At 70.2% G+C, this 18,225-nt stretch carries 16 protein-coding genes and 1 riboswitch; all 16 genes read right to left on the bottom strand.

Features of this window, described 5'->3' with window-relative positions:
• Positions 1-361: 361 nt before the first annotated feature.
• A complete protein-coding gene (locus ACIPTO_RS42410) occupies positions 362-1,123 on the bottom strand; it encodes a GNAT family N-acetyltransferase (protein ID WP_401201122.1) in 762 nt (253 codons plus the stop codon).
• A gap of 79 nt (positions 1,124-1,202) precedes the next feature.
• A complete protein-coding gene (locus tag ACIPTO_RS42405; RefSeq protein ID WP_401201120.1) occupies positions 1,203-2,228 on the bottom strand; it encodes a transporter substrate-binding domain-containing protein in 1,026 nt (341 codons plus the stop codon).
• Positions 2,229-2,294: 66 nt separating this feature from the next.
• Entirely contained in the window at positions 2,295-3,092 is a 798-nt protein-coding gene (locus tag ACIPTO_RS42400; RefSeq protein ID WP_401201117.1) for an amino acid ABC transporter ATP-binding protein, read from the bottom strand.
• Positions 3,089-4,069: an amino acid ABC transporter permease gene (locus ACIPTO_RS42395; RefSeq protein WP_401201114.1), complete on the bottom strand. Its 981-nt coding sequence runs from the start codon at positions 4,067-4,069 to the stop codon at positions 3,089-3,091. Before ACIPTO_RS42395 ends, ACIPTO_RS42400 begins: the two co-directional genes overlap by 4 nt.
• Before the next feature lie 326 nt (positions 4,070-4,395).
• Positions 4,396-4,504, bottom strand: a riboswitch (SAM riboswitch).
• Positions 4,505-4,580: 76 nt separating this feature from the next.
• Positions 4,581-5,444, bottom strand: a complete 864-nt coding sequence (locus tag ACIPTO_RS42390; protein ID WP_401201112.1) for a glutathione S-transferase C-terminal domain-containing protein — start codon at positions 5,442-5,444, stop codon at positions 4,581-4,583.
• Between the two features lie 225 nt (positions 5,445-5,669).
• Positions 5,670-5,780, bottom strand: a complete 111-nt coding sequence (locus ACIPTO_RS42385; protein ID WP_401201110.1) for a putative leader peptide — start codon at positions 5,778-5,780, stop codon at positions 5,670-5,672.
• Positions 5,781-6,691: 911 nt separating this feature from the next.
• Positions 6,692-8,113 (bottom strand): MFS transporter, encoded by a 1,422-nt coding sequence (locus tag ACIPTO_RS42380; protein ID WP_401201107.1) that lies wholly within the window; start codon positions 8,111-8,113, stop codon positions 6,692-6,694.
• A gap of 48 nt (positions 8,114-8,161) precedes the next feature.
• Complete coding sequence (locus ACIPTO_RS42375) at positions 8,162-9,499, bottom strand: LLM class flavin-dependent oxidoreductase (RefSeq protein WP_401201104.1); 1,338 nt, start codon at positions 9,497-9,499, stop codon at positions 8,162-8,164.
• Complete coding sequence (locus ACIPTO_RS42370) at positions 9,496-10,842, bottom strand: LLM class flavin-dependent oxidoreductase (RefSeq protein ID WP_401201101.1); 1,347 nt, start codon at positions 10,840-10,842, stop codon at positions 9,496-9,498. Before ACIPTO_RS42370 ends, ACIPTO_RS42375 begins: the two co-directional genes overlap by 4 nt.
• 13 nt (positions 10,843-10,855) lie before the next feature.
• On the bottom strand, positions 10,856-11,632 hold the full coding sequence (locus ACIPTO_RS42365) for an ATP-binding cassette domain-containing protein (RefSeq protein ID WP_401201099.1): 777 nt from the start codon (positions 11,630-11,632) through the stop codon (positions 10,856-10,858).
• Positions 11,629-12,417 (bottom strand): ATP-binding cassette domain-containing protein, encoded by a 789-nt coding sequence (locus ACIPTO_RS42360; protein ID WP_401201096.1) that lies wholly within the window; start codon positions 12,415-12,417, stop codon positions 11,629-11,631. The genes ACIPTO_RS42365 and ACIPTO_RS42360 overlap by 4 nt, the downstream gene beginning before the upstream one ends.
• Positions 12,414-13,265 (bottom strand): ABC transporter permease, encoded by an 852-nt coding sequence (locus tag ACIPTO_RS42355; protein ID WP_401201094.1) that lies wholly within the window; start codon positions 13,263-13,265, stop codon positions 12,414-12,416. The genes ACIPTO_RS42360 and ACIPTO_RS42355 overlap by 4 nt, the downstream gene beginning before the upstream one ends.
• Complete coding sequence (locus ACIPTO_RS42350; protein WP_401201091.1) at positions 13,262-14,212, bottom strand: ABC transporter permease; 951 nt, start codon at positions 14,210-14,212, stop codon at positions 13,262-13,264. Before ACIPTO_RS42350 ends, ACIPTO_RS42355 begins: the two co-directional genes overlap by 4 nt.
• 7 nt (positions 14,213-14,219) lie before the next feature.
• Complete coding sequence (locus tag ACIPTO_RS42345; protein ID WP_401201088.1) at positions 14,220-15,773, bottom strand: ABC transporter substrate-binding protein; 1,554 nt, start codon at positions 15,771-15,773, stop codon at positions 14,220-14,222.
• 35 nt (positions 15,774-15,808) lie between these two features.
• A complete protein-coding gene (locus ACIPTO_RS42340) occupies positions 15,809-17,107 on the bottom strand; it encodes an O-acetylhomoserine aminocarboxypropyltransferase/cysteine synthase family protein (RefSeq protein WP_401201086.1) in 1,299 nt (432 codons plus the stop codon).
• Entirely contained in the window at positions 17,104-18,132 is a 1,029-nt protein-coding gene (locus tag ACIPTO_RS42335; RefSeq protein WP_401201083.1) for an isopenicillin N synthase family dioxygenase, read from the bottom strand. Before ACIPTO_RS42335 ends, ACIPTO_RS42340 begins: the two co-directional genes overlap by 4 nt.
• Positions 18,133-18,225: the final 93 nt, after the last annotated feature.

The following is an 18,225-nucleotide window of genomic DNA, read 5'->3' as shown; positions in this document are numbered from 1 at the left end:
TACGCGGCGGTGAACAGGTCCCGGGGCCGGGCCACCGGCTCGCGCCAGGAGGCCGGGTGCCAGCCGGTGCCGTCGAGGGCGACGGCGAGATGGAGCGGAGAAGGGGACACGGATGAATGCCTTCCTGGAAGTTCCTACGAGAACGCCGACCCGCTTGATCGGGTGATCGGGGCGGACGGCGCTTGGCCAGGTGCGAGAGAGGGTCCGTCGGCCTAGAGCCGCAGAAGTTCGGGAGCTACAGACGGCGCGGTCACGCCCTGAACGTCGATGGGGGCCGGGAGTGCGGGCAGACGGCACTGCCTATACGTGTCATGCGGCGCTGCGTTCTCCCCACCGCCGCCGTCCAAGTGCAACGGCACGGTCATGCCGTTTCCTCCACAGCCGCGGCTCCGGTGTTCCGCACGAGCGCGAAGGCCGTACGGCAGCGCAGAGCGAACCCGAGCGACTCGTACAGCCGGATGGCATCGGTGTTGTCGGCGGCCGCATGCAGGAAAGGTTGCTCACCACGTTCCTTGATGCCCGCCGCGACCGCGCGGACCAGACGCGTGGCCAGGCCCCGGCCGCGGTGGTCGGAGTCGGTGCAGACCGCGCTGATCTCGGTCCAGCCGGGCGGGTGCAGCCGCTCACCGGCCATCGCGATCAGTCGGCCGCGATGCCGGAGGCCCAGATAGGTGCCCAGCTCGACAGTGCGCGGCAGATAGGGGCCCGGTCGGGTGCGGGCGATCAGATCGAGGATCTCAGGTACGTCGGCGGGGCCGAGCCGTACGGCTTCCGGGTCGGGCTCAGCCAGCAGCCCGGTGTCCACGAGCTGGACGCCCTGGCCTGCCTGGAGGACCTCCCAACCGGGCGGCGGTCCGGCCACGCCGCTGACCGCGGCGCTGCCGCCGGGCCCAACCAGTGCGGCCAGGTCGGCCCAAGCGCGCGGGTCGTCCTCGTCGGATATGGCGTGGAAGGGGGCCACGTCGGCCGGGTAGCGGGCGGCCCGGGCGATGAGAGTCCCCCGGCTCGCGCCCGGCCGAGCGTGAGGGAATTCTGCGAAGTGGGCGTGGGGACCGGTGAGCGCGGCCCAGGCCGGGTTGTCGAGAACGTGGGAAGAGGTGGCTTCGAGGCTGGCGACAGACATCGCGTGACGGCTCCGGTGCTGGGGGGCGCGGCCGGGACCCCGCCGCGCGGTGGCGGCGGGATCCCCGGTCGAGGACGGGTCAGGAGTTGTCGAGCGGCAGTCCGGGCGGGTTGACCTCGGACTTGGCGACGGCCTCGTTGGCGAGGTTGTAGGCCTTGAGCCACTGGGCGTACTGACCGTTCTTGATCAGGTAGTTGATGGCGTCGGCGAGCGGCTTGGCGAGGCCGCTGTCCTTCTTGGCGGTGGCCGCGATCAGACCCTGGAGGCTGGCACCGGCGCCGGAGTAGGTGCCCGCGGTGCGGGTGGCCTTGGGCGTGTTCGCGGTCTGCTTGTTGTGGTAAGCGATGCCGGGGTTGGGGCCCAGGTAGGCGTCGATCTTGCCGCTGGACAGAGCCAGGTAGACGCTGTTGCTGTCCTGGAAGTACTTGATGGTGAGCTTCTTGCCCTCGCTCTCCAGCTTCTTCTTCCACTCCAGGAGGATCTTCTCCTGGTTGGTGCCAGCGCTCACCGAGACTGTTTTGCCTGCGAGGTTCTGGTAGTTGTCGTCGAAGTTCCAGGTGCTCTTCTGCGGCACGGTGAAGGCAAGGTTGTCCTGCCGGTAGGAGGCGAACTCGTACTTCTTCTTGCGCTCCTCGGTGTCGGTGACGTTGGAGAAGGCGACGTCGACCTTGCCACTGTCGATGCCGACGAACATGTTCTCCCAAGTGGCGTTCTGGATCTCGGGCTTGAGGCCGAGCACTGCGGCCACCAAGCGGCCGAGGTCAGGCTCGGAGCCGGTGAGGGTCTTCTGGTCACTGCCCACGAAGGCCAGCGGCGGGAACCCGGCAGGCAGGGCACCGACGCCGATCTCCAGCTTGCCGCTCCTCCTGAGGGCCGCGGGCAGTTCGGCGCTGATGGACTTGACCTCGGAGACCTTGATGGCGGTCTGGGTTGCGGCGCCGTTGGAGATGCGGCCGACGACGACGTCGCCGGACTTGGCGCTGCCGGTGGTGGTGGCCGCGTCGCTGTCACCGCCGCAGGCCGCAAGCCCGCCGGCGAGGGAGGCGACAGCTGTGGCCGCGGTGATGCCTCTGATCAGGCTGCGTCGGGTGAAGTGGGCAGACATGGCTGTTCCTTGTCGGTACTGGGGATGAGGAGTGGTGATGTGGGGGGAAGTCTGGGGCAGGGCGGCTCAGAGGACCTTGCTGAGGAAGTCGCGGGTCCGCTCGTGCTGCGGCCTGTCGAGGACCTCGTGCGGCGGGCCCTGCTCGACGATCTTTCCGCCGTCGATGAAGACGACCCGGTCGGCGACCTCGCGGGCGAAGCCGATCTCGTGGGTGACGATGATGAGGGTGGTGCCGCTGGTCGCCAGGTCCTTGATGACCGCGAGGACCTCACCGACGAGTTCGGGGTCGAGGGCGGAGGTCGGCTCGTCGAAGAGGATGACGCCGGGGCGCAGGGCGAGGGCGCGGGCGATGGCGACGCGCTGCTGCTGGCCGCCGGAGAGCTGGCGGGGATAGGCGCCCGTCTTCTCGGCGAGACCGACGCGCCCGAGCAACTCCCGTGCCAGGTCCAGGGCTTCGGGCTTGCCGAGCCTGCCGGTGGCGACCGGGGCGGCGGCCACGTTGTCGAGGACGGTCAGATGCGGGAAGAGGTTGAAGTTCTGGAAGACGAACCCGATCCGGCTGCGCTGGGCGAGGATGGCCCGCTCGCTCAACTCCTTGAGCCGACCGCCCTGTCGCTTCACGCCGATCAGCTCGCCGTTGACGCTGACGTAGCCGATCTCCGGCTTCTCCAGGTGGTTGACGACCCGCAGCAGGGTGGACTTGCCGGAGCCCGACGGGCCGAGGATCACGGTGACTTCGCCCGGCCGCACGGTCAGGTCGACGCCGTCCAGGACCCGGTGGGCGCCGTACCACTTGTGCACGTCGTGCACCTCCACGGCGGCCGGGACGATCTCCGTCAGCGGTTCGATCGTGCGGGTGGTCATAGCGCGGTCTCCCGACGGATCCGGGCCCGCAGGTCGGTCAGGCCGGTGCGGAGCTGCTGGAACGGGGTGGGCGGCAGCGAGCGGGTGGCGCCGCGGGCGTAGTGCCGTTCGACGTAGAACTGGATGACGGACACCACGCTGGTCAGGATCAGGTACCAGACGGTGACGACCAGGAGCAGCGGCACGATGTCGCCGGGGTAGGTGGAGCCCATCGTCTGCGCGGAGCCGAACAGGTCGAGCAGCGAGACGTAGAAGACCAGCGAGGTGCTCTTGATCAGGCCGATCAGCTGGTTGACGTAGTTCGGGGTGATGGAGCGCAGTGCCTGCGGGAAGACGATCCTGCGGAACTGGTAGCGCCTCGGCAGGCCGAGGGCGGAGGCCGCCTCGTGCTGGCCCTGGTCGACGGAGAGGATGCCGCCGCGGACCACCTCGGCCGCGTACGCCGCCTCGTTGAGGCTGAGTCCGACGACGGCGACGGCCATGTCGGTGGCCAGCCTCGACTCGTCGAAGGAGAAGAAGGCGGGGCCGAAGGGGACGCCGATGCTGAGGGTCTTGTACAGGGCGCTGAAGTTGTAGAGGAAGATCAGCACCACGATGAGCGGGATCGACCGCAGTGCCCACACATAGGTCCAGCTCACGGCGCGCAGCACCGGGCTTCCCGAGAGCCGGGCCAGGGCCAGCAGGATGCCGCCCGCCAGGCCCAGCACGGCGCTGAGCGCGGCGACTTGGAGGGTGATGACGAGTCCGTCGAGGATCGTCGGGCGCAGGAACCAGTAGCCGAAGCGGTCCCACTGGTAGAACGAGTTGGTCGCCAGGCCGTGCACGAACTGGGCGACGACGACCAGCACGGCGAGCGTGGCGATCCAGCGGCCGGGTCGGCGCAGCGGCTGAACTCGCTGTGCTGTCAGGGTTTTTGACGGGGCGTCGGCGGGTGGCGCCGCGGCCAGGGACACGGTGGTGCCTGGGGGTTCACTCATGAGGGGCTCCGGCTGAATCTGACACCCCGGAAATCACCGTGGTACGCGACGGCGCGCAAGACGGCGAGGTTCCCGGGGGCTGGACGGACAACGGCACGCCGCGAGGGCGGCGTTCCTCAGGGAAGGCAGGTGATGCGGGGAGGTGTCAGCCCCGACATCGGGCACGGCCCGGTGCGGTACACAGTGCGCTGTTCACGCGCAGGAGATCGACGGCGCGGTCCTCGACGAGCGGGTTCGCGTACGGCAGTACGCAGCCCTGCGAACGGCACGTGGCCGTCCTCGAAGCTGCGTACATGGCGTCACCATCACTCTTCCGGCCCCGCAGGGCCTCGCGCTTACCGAAACGTCATCCGGTCCGGTCGTCACCTGGGGCACCCCACCGCGAGCGAGGGTTGCCGGTCAGCAAGCCAGGGCTTGTCGCTGACACTCATGACCGTTCTGGCTGTAGTTAAGACAAATGCCCGAACGAATGTCAACGCTGGTCCAACAGATGGAACGGCCAGGGCTGGTTCTAATGGGGCGCATGGGCCGCCCAGTCCAGGATCTGGAGGGCCGATCCGGCGGCCTCCAGCCCCCGGCACTGGGCGTGGTGGCGGCGGGCGATGCCGTCGAGGTCGAGATGGGTACCGAAGGCCGGATGGGCGGTCAGCCGTCGGGCGTAGGCCCACAGGGTGGGGTGATCGGCGATGCGCTGGACCACGCCCGCCTCAAGGTGGTTGCGGTGCACGGTGTCGAGTTGGACCAACGCCACCCACAACTCGACGTCCGCGGCCGTGACTTCGTCACGGATCAGGTAGGTGCGGCCGACGAGCCAGCGGTCGAGGGCGTCGAGGGTTTCCAGCAGCGGGGTAGGTGCGGTGTCACATCTCACCGACTCCCCAAAGACCGAGCCGGCCCGCTGCGCCGCATCCTCGATCCTCTCCGCACACATCAGCTCCACCGCCTCGATCTCCGACTCCGCGGCACACGGGTACAGCGCCAGCTGTTCGTTCCCAAACCGACGGGCCAAATCACGCAGGATATCCGGCGCGTGCGTGCTGACGATCCGACCGGACCAGCCGTCGCTGAGCACCGGCCCGACGATCGGCCCGGGATATCGGTGGGCGCTCGCCTCGTACAGCGGACGCAGAACGGAGTGACCATCCTCGGGATCGTCGGGCACGGCGGGCAGAAGTGTCACCGGACAGACGGTGTCCAGGCCGAGCAGGCTGTGGGTGACGGCGACGCGCAGGCCGTCGGGACAGGCGGTCGACAGATGGAGCCGGTAGCGGCCGGGCACGGCGTAGTGCCCGCTGCGCGCGTCCCGGCCGATCCGGCCCCGAAAGGCGGACGCGCACCGGTCGGTCGCGTGGGCGGCCAGTGGTGTGACGGTCATGACTCTCCCCGGGAGTGGGCGCGGATGTACCCGCGGCAAGGCGAAGGTGAGCAGAGTCCTCTTGTCGGGTTCCCTTGGTCCTTCCGAGGTGCGGCCCCGGCCTCGCGTGCCGGACGTTGTCGGAGAATCGGGGACTTGGGACAGGCTTCTGGGAGCGGCGCTCACCCGTACACGCCGGACGGAACCGCGTTCCAGGAGACGCCGTCGGCGCGGGACGAGTGCGGCTCAGCCGCTGAAGCCGATCGCGCTGCAGACCCGGAGCAGATCGATGTGACGGCGGGAGGTCAGAAGAGGCGAACAGCTCAGTCGAACGGTGACTGGATCAGGGCGCCTCATATTTTCCTACCAGTTCAATAGGGTTCCTCGAGTGAGTGTCGATCCGACCGACATCGTCGTCAAGAGGACAGTCCCGCATCGCGGACGCCCTCGCGGAGCGGCGGTCCCGATCGGCACGGTCGCCACGCGTTTCCCTCTGCAACCGTCGGCACGCGACCATGGCCTCCGGTCGGAGAACTCGAACCGCGGTTACTCGGCGAGGTCGGGAGACCCGAAAGCATCGCGTGATGCACCGTACGTCTGGCATCGAACGTGCCAGCGTGGGCAGCGTGGCGGCGAACAGCGTGCCGGCCGCTGAACACCGATACAGAAAGGCCCGCAGGCTTGCTCCCGCGAAGCCCCTTCACGTCACGTCGTTCTTCGAGGCCGGTGTCCAGCGTGCTTGGCCGAGAGAAGTCCGGACCCTGAGACCGCCGGCCCAAGCAAGTCAATCCGGATATTCCGGTCCGCCCGCGGTTCGGGCACCGAGCGGCATTTTTCTGCCCCAGCCCAGTTGGCGCCGGTACCCGCCGAGCAGACCGGACTCCTCTGGCTCAGTCACGGAGCGGAAGCGGGAGCCGGGAGCGACCGAGGACAGCAGCGGGGCGAAGAACATCGCGTCGGCCGGGCAGCATGCCTCGCAGTGGAAAGCGGGGCCGGCAGTTGTGCTGTCTCGTGATCACCGGTACACCGCCCGTTGCCCGGCTCGACGATTTCGATCTTTGGGCTCGGCCTCCGCTGGCGACCGACCGCTGCCGCCGCAATGGCTCGGGCGGCTCCAGACCTCGTCGAGCCCAGTGGTGTCTCGCCCTATGGGCGCTGTGCGGAGGACCCTTCACGGCACTGTACGGCCACGCCTCCGCGAGACCGGCGTGAGGCGTCGAGAGCCGAGGAGGGCAGCGGCGTGCGGCGCACGCGCAGGCCCCGCATCGTCAAGTTGCCTCCTTGGAGAAGGGGACCGCGCCGGCTTGGTGCGCCACCATAGGTGCCGACGAACGAGGCGGCGGGGCGGTGCCCCGCCGCAAGGACAACAACAGGGCCACAGCAAGCAGGGCCGCGCAGACACAGGAGGCCAGCGCGTATCCGGCCCGGGAGTGATCGCCTCCCGACTGGCCGGAGGCGACGTGCAGATACACGGCGGGGACGGCAGTGAGGCAGACGGCCGCCGCGATGCGCTGGGCCATCTGCAGGATAGCGCCGCCCACGCCCGCCGCCTGGGGCGGCGCGTGTTCCAGCACCTGGGCCTGGTTGGGCGAGACGGTCACACCGCCGGCTATTCCCGACATCAGCTGTGTTCCGGCCAGTGCCGTCGGCAGTGCCGCCGTCGGCACCCAGAGCGTGACCGCCGCCGCCGTCAGGCACGCACCGATGCCCAGGGCCAGGCCGACGGTCACCGTACGGGGTCCGATCCGTCGTACGAGCCTCCACGCGAGGGCCGAGGAGACACCCATCCCGGCCGCCCCGGGGAGGGTGACCGCCGCCGTGAGCAGTGCGGTCAGGCCGAGTCCGTCCTGCAGGAAGACGGTGAGGACGAGGAACGCGGCCAGGGAGGAGCCGAACTGGGCCATGGCCACGGCCGTGCCCAGCATGTACGGCTTCGACGAGGTCAGCGCCGGGTGCACCAGCGGCTGACGACCCCGCCGTACGCGCAGGCGCTGGTGACCGGCGAACACGGCCGCCAGCGCGCACACCGCGGTGCCCCACAGGAAGGCGTCTCCCCCGCTGTCCGGGGTGCGGATGAAGGGCACCATCAGTGTCAGTGCGCAGCCGCAGAGCAGGCCGAGGCCGAGGATGTCCAGCCGGGACTCACGGGCGGTCCGGCGAGGCGGGGGCAGCCGGCGCGCCGCGAGGATCAGTGTGAGCACCGCGCACGGCGTGCTCAGCAGCAGGCAGCAGCGCCAGCCGGCCGCGGGGCCGAGCGCGGCGACCAACGCGCCGCCGAGGGGCGGGCCGAGAGCCGTGGCCACACCGCCGGTCACCGCGTAGAGGCCCAGCGCACGGCCACGGTCCGGCCCGTGGAAGACATCCTGGACGGTGCCGATCACCTGCGCGTTGACGAGCCCCGCCGCGGCACCCTGGACCAGACGGGCAGCGATCACGAAGCCCGGACCCGCGGCGGTCGCGGCCGTCACCCCGGCCAGCAGGAAGACCGCCATCCCGGCCATGAAGAGACGCTTGCGGCCGTACAGGTCACCGAGGCTGCCGCCGGGGACCAGGGCGAGGCCGAAGGCCAGTGAGTACCCGGCCACGATCCATTGGACGTCTGCTCCCGTGGCCCCCAGCGACTGGCGCATGCTCGGGACCGCGATGTTGAGGACGGCCTGGTCGAGGAGGGTCGTGGCGCCTGCGGCCATGCACACCAGCAGAACCCCTCGTGCGGCGCGGTCTTCTCCCGGGAGCATCTACACCCGCCGGGACGGCCGCGGCAGGCCGAGGTGGTCGCGCAGGGTGCGGCCCGTGTAGTGGGTGCGGAACAGGCCGCGGCGGCGCAGTTCGGGGATCACGAGGTCGGCGAAGTCGTCCAGGGTGCCCGGCAGGTAGGGGAAGATCACGTTGAATCCGTCGGCGGCACGGCCGTGGAACCACTCCTCGATGTGGTCGGCGATCTGCTCGGGCGTGCCGGTGATGGTGCGGTCGTCGTTCGCGACACGCCGGACGAGGTCGCGGATGGTGAGGTTGTCGCGGCGGGCGTCTTCGTAGATCTGCTGCTGGGCGGTCTGCGACTGGTTGGAGACGGGGAGTTCGGGCAGCGGGCCGTCGAGCGGGTGGGCGCTGAGGTCGAAGCCGCCGAGCCAGTACGAGAGGTCGGCCAACGCGACCTGTGGGGGCAGGAGTTCGGTGAGCCGGGCGAGCTTGTCGCGGGCCTCGGACTCGGTGGGAGCGGTGATGACCGACAGGGCCGGGAGGACCTTGAGGTGGTCGGGGTCGCGGCCGTGGGCGGCGGCGCGTTGCTTGATCTCGGCGTAGAACTCCTGGGCGCGCCCCAGGTCCTTGATGCCGGAGAAGATCACGTCGGCGACGCGGGCGGCGAGGTTCTTGCCCGCCTCGGAAGCGCCTGCCTGCACGATCACCGGGTGGCCCTGCGGAGGCCGGGCGATGTTGAGAGGTCCCGCGACCTTCAGGTGTTTGCCCTCGTGGTTCAGCGCGCGCAGCTTGGCGGGGTCGAAGTAGACGCCGCTCGCCCGGTCGTGGCGGAAGGCGTCGTCCTCGAAGGAGTCCCACAGCCCCGCCACCACGTCGTGGAACTCCTCGGCGCGGTCGTAGCGGGTGGCGTGGTCGAGGTGGGCGTCGAGGCCGAAGTTCTGCGCCTCGCCGTCGTTGAGGGAGGTCACCACGTTCCAGCCGCTCCGGCCGCCGGAGATGTGGTCGAGGGAGGCGAAGGTGCGGGCCACGTGGTAGGGCTCGTTGTAGCTGGTCGAGGCGGTGGCGATCAGTCCGATGCGCGTGGTGCCCGCGGCGAGCGCGGCCAGCAGGGTCGTCGGCTCGAAGGAGTCGTTGACCACGCTGACCCGGCTGAGGACGTCCTCGCTCGCGAACGGCACTCCGACGAGGTCGGCGAGGAAGACGGCGTCGAAGGCGGCCCGTTCGGCGGTCCGGGCGAAGGAGAGGACTTCCCGGATGTTCACGCCCGCGTCCGCCGCGGTGTCCGGGTGGCGCCAGGCGGCCAGGTACTCCCCCGGTGGCTTGAGGAAGGCGTTCAGGTGCAGTTGGTCGGTGCGGTGGGAGGTGGAGCGGCTCATCGTCCGGTCTCCTGGAGGTGTCGGTCACGGGCGGCGGGCCGCGGCAGCCCGAGGTTTTCGCGCAGGGTGGTGCCCTCGTACTCGGTGCGCAGCAGGCCGCGTCGCTGGAGCAGCGGCACGACCTGGTCCACGAAGTCCTCGGCGGGGCCGGGCAGATAGGGGAAGGAGATGTTGAATCCGTCGGCGGCGTAGGCGCGGAACCAGGTCTCGATGTGGTCGGCGATCTGCTCGGGCGTGCCGGCGATGGCGGAGCCGGCGGCGAACCGCCGGGCGAGCTGACGTATCGTCAACTTCCCGTCGTGAGCGAGCTTGAGCAGCAGATCCCGGCGTGACTTGCTGCGGTTGGTCTCGGGGATGTCGGGCAGTGGACCGTCCACCGGGTGACCGGTCAGGTCGAGGTCGCCGATGTTGTCCTGGACGAGGCGGCGGGCGACGTCGTCGTGGATGAGGTCCTGAAGCTCGGCGAGCCGTCGCCGGGCCTCCGTCTCGGTGGACGCGACAAGCGGGGACAAGCCGGGCCAGACCAGGACATGGGCGGGGTCCCGTCCCTGAGCGGCCGCCCGTGCCTTGATGTCGGCGTAGAAGGCCTGTGCGGCGCCCAGTTCGTGCTGGGTGGTGAAGAGGACTTCTCCGTGTCGGGCCGCGAACTCCTTGCCCGTGTCGGAGGATCCGGCCTGGAAGACCACGGGATGGCCCTGGGGCGGGCGGGAGATGTTCAGGGGCCCGCGGACGGCGAAGTGCTCGCCCCGGTGGTGCGGGGTGTGCAGTCCGGCGGGGTCGTAGTAGCGGCCGGCGGCCTTGTCCCGGACGACCGCCCGGTCGTCAAAGCTGTCCCAGAGCGCCTTGACGACCTGGACGAACTCGTCCGCGCGGCGGTAGCGCAGCTCGTGTTCGAGGTGATGGTCGTAGCCGAAGTTGGCGGCTTCCAGCGGTACGACGGAGGTGACCACGTTCCAGCCTGCGCGGCCGCCCGAGAGGTGGTCGAGGGAGGCGAACTTGCGGGCGATGTGGTATGGGTGGTTGTAGGTCGTGGTCGCTGTCGCCGCCAGGCCGATGTGCTCGGTCACCAGTGACAGCGCGGCCAGCAGGGTGAGCGGTTCGAAGTGCTCGGCCCGGCCGGTCCGGGACAGCGAGTCGAGCTGGTGTCCCCAGAGGGCGACGACGTCCGCGACGAACAGGGCGTCGAACCGGCCGCGTTCGAGGGTGCGGGCCAGGTCGGCATGGAAAGCGAAGTCGAGTTGTCCGTCGGGGCGCGCGTCGGGGTGCCGCCAGCCGGCGATGTGGCCGCCGGAGCCCTGGACGAGGGCGCCCAGGGTGAGCCGGCGTGCGGGGTTGGTGGTCATGTGTTCCTCCCGGTCATGCAGGCAACCGGGGTACGGCTGCCAACAGACGGCGTGTGTACGGGTGTTGGGGGTCGGCCAGCACAGACGCGGCCGGACCTTGTTCGACGGCCTTGCCGTCCTTCATCACCAGCACGTCGGTACACAGGTGCCGGACGACGCCGATGTCGTGCGAGACAAGCAGCAGGGTCAGTCCGTACGCCTCGGCGAGGTCGTCGAGGAGGGCGAGGATCTGCGCGCGCACCGACACGTCGAGGGCGCTGAGCGGTTCGTCTCCGACGAGGACCTTCGGCCCGGGGGCGAGGGCGCGTGCGATCGCGATGCGCTGCCGTTGGCCGCCGGAGAACTCGTGCGGATACCGGCCGCGCACGGACGGGTCCAGCCCGACCGCACGCAGCAGTTCGTCCACCCGGTCGTCGTGATCGCCCGACAGCTTGAGGCACTCCAGCGGCTCGGCGACGATGTCACGGACGGTGGCCCGCGGGTCGAGGGAGCCCATCGGGTCCTGCAGCACCACCTGCACCTCGCGCCGGAACCAGGGGAGCCTGCCCGGCCTCACCTCGCGCCCGCGGTAGTGCACCGTTCCGGAGTCGGGGCGGTCCAGGGCGAGCAGCAGCCGGGCCAGGGTCGACTTGCCGGAGCCGGACTCGCCCACGATCCCGAGGCTGTCGCCTTCCCGCAGCTCCAGGGAGACGTCCTGGACCGCATGGCGATGGACGGCCGGCGCGAACAGCGAGGTGCGCGGGAGGCGGAAGCTGCGGCTGAGATCCGTACCCTTCAGGAGTTGCGTCATCGGGGAACCTCCTCGGATCCCGTGGCCCGGGCGGCGGCCACCAGGCGCTGGGTGTACGGGTGCTGAGGGTTGCGTACGAGGGTGTCGGTGGCTCCTTGCTCGACGACGCGTCCGTCCTTGAGTACGGCGGCCCGTGGGCACAGCTGGGCGACGACGGCGAGGTCGTGGCTGATGAACAGGAGCGAGGTGCCGTGCTCGCGGACGAGGTCGTCGAGCAGCCTCAGCATGTCGGCCTGGACGGTGACGTCGAGGGCGGTGGTGGGTTCGTCGGCGATGAGCAGTGCGGGGCGGGTGGCGAGGGCCATCGCCAGGCCGACGCGCTGGCGCTGACCGCCGGAGAGCTGGTGGGGCCAGGAGCGGACGACGAGTTCGGGGTCCGGCAGGCCGACCTGTCGGGCGAGTTCGACGGCCGCGGTCGCGCCCTGACGCCGGTTCAGGCCGCGGTGCAGCCGCAGCGGCTCGGAGAGTTGCCTGCCGATGCGCATCAGCGGGTTGAGCGCGCTCATGGGTTCCTGGAACACCATGGCCATGCGCTCGCCACGCAGCCGGGAAAGGTCCCGGTCGCCGAGGCCGAGCAGTTCCTGACCGCCGAGCCGGACGCTGCCGGTGGCCTCGGCTCCGTCCGGCAGGAGTCCCATCGCGGCGAGGACGGTGAGCGACTTGCCGGAACCGGACTCGCCGATCAGCGCGAGCCGTTCACCGGGGGCGAGTTCCAGGCCGACCTCGTCGACGACGGTGGAGCCGCCGATGCGCACGCTCAGGTCGGTGATCGTCAGCAGGCTCATGACGCCTCCCGGATCCGCAGCCGTGCGTCGGCCGCCTCGCGCAGCCCGTCGCCGAGCAGGTTGAAGCCGAGGACCGAGGCGGCGACAGCGATCCCCGGCCAGATGACGAGCAGCGGCCGGGCGGCGATGTACTGCTGCTGTTCGTGCAGCATGCGGCCCCACGAGACCGCGGGCGCAGGCGCCCCGAACCCGAGGAACGACAAGGCCGCCTCGGCGAGCACCGCCACGGACAGCACGAGCGAGAGCTGTACGACGAGCGTGGGCGCGATGTTCGGCAGCAGATGCTTGCGGACAGTGCGCCAGGTGCCGGACCCCGCGGCGTGCGCGGCCAGCACGTAGTCGGTGTTCAGCACCCTCCCTGCCTCGGCGCGCGCGACCCGGGCGAGGTTGACGCCCGTTCCGACGCCGACCGCGGTGACCACGGTCCAGGTGGAACCGCCGTACACCGCGGTGAGGATCATCGCGACCAGCAGCACGGGGAACGCGATGAGCACGTCCGTGAGCTGGACCACGACGGCGCCGATCCAGCGCGGCACGAGCACCGCCGCCAGTGCCAGCGCGAGTCCGACGACGGCGGCGATCACCGCCGCGAGCAGCGCGGTCAGCAGGGTGCCGCGGGCGCCGGTGAGGAGTTGGCTGAGCTCGTCGCGGCCCAGCCGGTCGGTGCCGAGGAGGTGCCCGCCGGACATCGGCAGCAGCCAGCCGTCCTGCGGGCGCGCCAAAGTCGGGTCGTAGGGGGTCCAGACGAGGGAGAGCAGGGCGGACAGGACCAGGAAGCCGACGAGGACGGTCCCGGCGAGGCCGCTGCGGCTGCGCAGCAGTGCCAGGACGACAGGCGGGATCCTCATACGGCGCTCCGCAGCCTCGGGTCGATCAGCCGGTGCGCGAGGTCCACCAGGAAACCGATGACCAGCACAGCGCCGGTGAGCAGCAGGATCTCGCCCTGCACCTTGTCCAGGTCCCGGTTGCCGACGTCCGTGATCAGCATCTGGCCGACGCCGGGCAGCACGAAGACCTGCTCCACGACGACCGCCCCCGCGACCAGCGCCGCGATCTGCAGACCGAGCACCGACACGACCGGCACCGCCGCGTTGCGCAGTCCGTGCCGCACCAGCGCGCTCGTGCGCGTGTGCCCCTTGGCCCGGGCGGTGCGCAGCCAGTCCTGGTGCAGGACGTCCAGCACGGCGGAGCGCACGAATCGCAGCAGGACGGCGCCCTCGGACAGCGCCAGGGTCAGCCACGGGAGGATCAGACTGCGCAACGCCTGCCCCGGCTCGGCCCAGCCGTCGACGGGGAAGCCCTGCGCGGGCAGCCAGCGGACCTGGACCGCGAACACCACGACGAGCAGCAGCCCCACCCACAGCGTCGGCAGGGCGATGCCGAGCTGCCCGAGGGCGTTGACGGCGCCGCCGAGCCGAGTGTCGCGGCGCGTGGCGGCGACGATGCCCGCCGGCACGGCGAAGGCCAGCGCGAGGGCGACGGCTCCCGCGGCCAGTGGTCCGGTCACCGCGAACTTCTCGGCGAGCTGGCCGGACACCGACGTACCGTCGAGGGCCGACCGTCCGAAGTCGCCGCGGGCCACTCCGCCGATCCAATGCGCGTACTGCGTGGCGAGCGGCCGGTCCAGGCCCAGGTCGTGGCGTACGGCCGCGACCTGGGCCTGCGTGGCTTTGATGCCGCCGATGGTCTGGGCGACGTCTCCGGGCAGCAGCCGCAGCACCAGGAATATCAGCACGCTGGCGGCGAACAGGGACGCGACCAGAAGCGCGGCCCGGCGCAGCGCGTAGAGGGTCACACGGGCCTCACTTCTTCTTCGCCACGGCGAGGTCCGCGAGGTCGTAGCGGTTGCTGGTGAAGTCGCGCGGCACGCCGGTGACTCCGGCGCGGACGACGGTGAGGGTCTGGTTGACGAACAGCCAGTCGGCGGCGGCGTCCTCGGAGACCTGCCGGGCCGCCTTCTTCAGCAGGGCGTCCCGCTCGGTGTCGCCGGCGGCGGTCTGGGCGGCCGCGTACCACTTCTGCACGTTGGCGTTGTCGTAGCCGAAGTAGTAGGCGGGGTTGGCGAAGTTGTTCAGGTCGCGGGCCTCGGCGTGGTCGACGAGGCTGAGCTGGTAGTCGTGCTTGGTGTAGACGGCGTCCAGCCAGGTCTGGAACTCCACCTGCCGGACGGTGAGTTGGATGCCGACCTGCTTGAGCTGGGAGGCGAGGTAGTCGCCGATCTCGGCCGGGTAGATGTTGGGGATCTGCACGGTGAGCTTGAGACCACTGCCAAAGCCGGCCTGCTTGAGCAGCTTCTTGGCCCTCGCCGGGTCGTACGCGTCGATCGAGGTGAGGTCCTCGTAGCCGGGGTCGGTGGCCGGCACCGGGCCGCCGACCAGCTTGGCCGCGCCGCCGAGGGTCGTGACGAGTCCGGCGTTGTCGACGGCCTGGCGGATGGCTCGCCGTACCCGGACGTCCTTGGTCGGGCCGGAGGCGTTGTTGAACGCGAGCGTGAACTTGTCGGTGGTGTCGCCGCGCAGCACCGTGTACTTGCTCCGGTCGGAGAACGGCTGGAGCAGGGTCGCGTCCGCGGCCGTCTCGATGTCGGTCTGCCCGGTCTGCTGGGCGTTGTTGGCGGCGTTGTCGTCCTTGATGTAGTGGAAGACGACCTTGGCGACCTTGGCCTTCTTCCCCCAGTAGGCGTCGTTGCGGACGAACGTGATGGACGAACCCCGCTTCCAGCCGGACAGCTTGAACGGCCCGGTGCCGTTCTCCGTCCCAGCGAGGGAGGTGAAGTTGGTCCCCTTCTTGAACACGATGCCCGCCCGGCCGGTCAGCCCCCAGGTGAACCCGGTGTCCCGGTGTTTGAGGGTGACAACGACGGTGTGGTCGTCGGTGGCCTTGATGGTGTCGACGGAGGCGAGCGCCGCCGCGTCGGGGTTCTTCGAGCCCGCCGCGGTGACCTGCCGCAAAGACCAGACGGCGTCGGCGGCGGTGACTTTGCCGCCGTCGTGGAAGGTGACGTTCTTGGCGAGGTGGAAGGTGTAGGTGAGCCCGTCAGGCGACTGCTCGTACGACGTGGCGAGACTCGGTTCGATCTTGTTGTCTTCGGTGCGGGTCAGCAGGCCCTGGTAGACGTTGTCGAGCAAGATCTGGTCGAGGGCCGCGCCCGCGGTAGTGGCGATGTCGAGACTGGTCGGCTCCAGTACGAGGCGTACGTCGACGGTGGCATTCGCGTCGATGTCGGCGGGCTGGGCGGCCTGGCTGGTCTGGCCGGCGTTCGCGGGGTCGTCTGCCGAGCCGGTGCCGCACGCCGTCACGGTCAGACCGGCGAGTACTGCGAGGGCTGCGAGCCGGAGAACGCTGCTACGGCGCATGGCGGATCTTGCTCCTTGGGTGTGTGAGGAGTGGGTCATACGGCGGCTGCCCGCAGTCCCGTCGCAAGGTCGGCGACCAGGTCGTCGACGCCTTCGATCCCGACCGACAGCCGTACGAGGCCGGGGGTGACACCTGCGGCGAGCTGCTGGTCCGGGGCGAGTTGGGCGTGGGTGGTGGAGGCGGGGTGGATGACCAGGCTGCGCACGTCGCCGATGTTCGCGAGATGGCTGAACAGTCGGACGCCTTCGACGAAGCGCCGGCCCGCCTCCAGGCCGCCGGCGAGTTCGAAGGCCAGGACCGCTCCCGTGCCGCGCGGCAGATAGCGCTTGGCCTGCGTCCGCCAGGGGCTGGAGGCGAGAGCGGCATAGTGCACACGTGTCACCTGGGGCTGTTCCTCCAGCCAGTGCGCGAGTGCCTCGGCGTTGGCCACATGCCGTTCGATGCGCAGGCTGAGCGTTTCCAGGCCCTGAAGGAGCAGGAAGCTGTTGAACGGTGAGACGGCCGGTCCCAGATCGCGGACCAACCGGGTGCGCAGCCGCAGCGCGTAGGCGAGGCCGAGGTCGGAGAAGGAGTCCCAGTAGGACAGTCCGTTGTAGGTCGGGTCCGGACGGGTCAGACCGGGCCAACGGTCCGGATCCGCGCCGAAGTCGAAGTGCCCGCTGTCCACGACGACCCCGCCGATGCCGGTGCCGTGCCCGGAGAGGAACTTGGTGGTGGAGTGCACGACGATGTCGGCACCGTGCTCGATGGGCCGCAGCAGGTACGGGGTGAGCACGGTGTTGTCGACGACGAGCGGCACGCCTACCTCGTGGGCGATGCGGGCCACCGCCTCGATGTCGAGGACGTTGCCGCGCGGGTTGCCGATGGTCTCGCCGAAGAATGCCTTCGTGGTCGGCCGTAGGGCGGTGTACCAGGCGCCCAGGTCGTCCGGGTCGTCGACGAACGTGACGTCGATACCGAAGTCGGCGAACGTGTGCTCCAGGAGAGTGCGGGTGCCGCCGTACAGAGACGATGAGGCCACGATGTGGTCGCCCGCACGGGCCAGGTTCAGCAGGGCGAGCGTCGTCGCGGCCTGGCCGCTGGCCACCGCGACCGCCGCCGAACCGCCCTCCAGGGAGGCGATGCGCTCCTCGGCCACGGCCGTGGTCGGGTTGGACAGCCGGGTGTAGGCGTGGGTGGTCAGGTCGGTCAGTTCGAAGGCTGCGGCGGCGTGCGCGGTGTCTCGGAAGACGTAGCTGGTGGCGGGGTGGATCGGCACCGCCCGGGCGCCGGTCGAGGGGTCGGGGACGGCTCCGGAGTGCACCTGACGGGTCTCGAACGCCCAGTCGGTCATCGGCCGACCTCCTGCCTGGCCAGGACGTCCGACCACCAGCGCTCGGCGACACGGGGATGCGAGCGCAGCCAGCCGACGACCGCGTTCTCCCCGAAGGCCGCGAGCAGGGGGTTGTCCGGGTCGTCCGTGACGCCCCGGCTCAGCGCCGCCAGTTCCGGCGGCAGTCGCAGCGGTTTGACGACCGCGTCCAGGCGCGGGCCGAGGAAGAAGGGGATCGAGTAGCGGTGGACGCCCGACCTCGGGCTGACAACCCGGTGCTGTGTGGCCTTCAGATAGCCCTGGGTGGCGATCTCCAGCATCTCGCCGATGTTGAACACGAACGCGTCGGGCACGGGCACCGCGTCGATCCACTCACCGTCCTCGCGCCGCACCTGCAGCCCGCCCACCTCGTCCTGTTGCAACAGCACGAGGTAGCCGTAGTCCTTGTGGGCGCCCACGCCCTGATCGGCGCCCTGAGTGACCCGCGGAGGATAGTGAATGATCTTGACGTGAAGGGCAGCCTCGTCGTCGAACCACTGGTCGAAGTAGCCCTCGCCCTGACCGAGGGCCGCCGCGAGCGCCCGCAGCACCTCACGGCTCACCCTCAGTGCCTCCGCCTGCCAGCGCAGCACGATGTCCCTCAACTCCGGCAGTGCGGAGGGCCATTGGTTGGGGCCGATCAGGCGCAGGTAATCGGGATCCGCCGGTCCGGTCTCCAGCGCCGCCCGCTCCGGACCGATGTCGATCTGCTCACGCCAGTCGGCGCCGCCCGCCGTGTACTCGGTACCGGTGCGCGTATAGCCCCGGAACTGAGGCGAGTTGAGATTCTCGATCTCCAGCCGCTGCTCCTCCGTGAGCGCGAAGAAGCGGCGGGCCGCGCTCAACACTTCCTCCCGCAGTGCTGCGGGGACACCGTGCCCGGTGACGTAGAAGAAGCCCACCTCGTGGGCGGCTGCGCGAAGTTCGGCAAGAAAGGCGTCATGGTCCGCGTCCGGGGCGCGGAAGCGGGAAATGTCGATGACGGGCAGGGCTGGGGAATGGGCCATGGGAGGTTCCTTCACGGCAGGGCGGACGCACGTGCCTCCCAACTGCGCCTGATGGGGGGGCTGGTTGAGGGCGCGAGAAGGCTGCAGGCAGAA

This window comes from Streptomyces sp. NPDC090083 (genome assembly GCF_044747445.1).
Classification (GTDB): Bacteria; Actinomycetota; Actinomycetes; order Streptomycetales; family Streptomycetaceae; genus Streptomyces.
The sequence above is the reverse complement of the archived record's forward strand: the minus strand, read 5'-3'. Positions and strand labels throughout refer to the sequence as shown.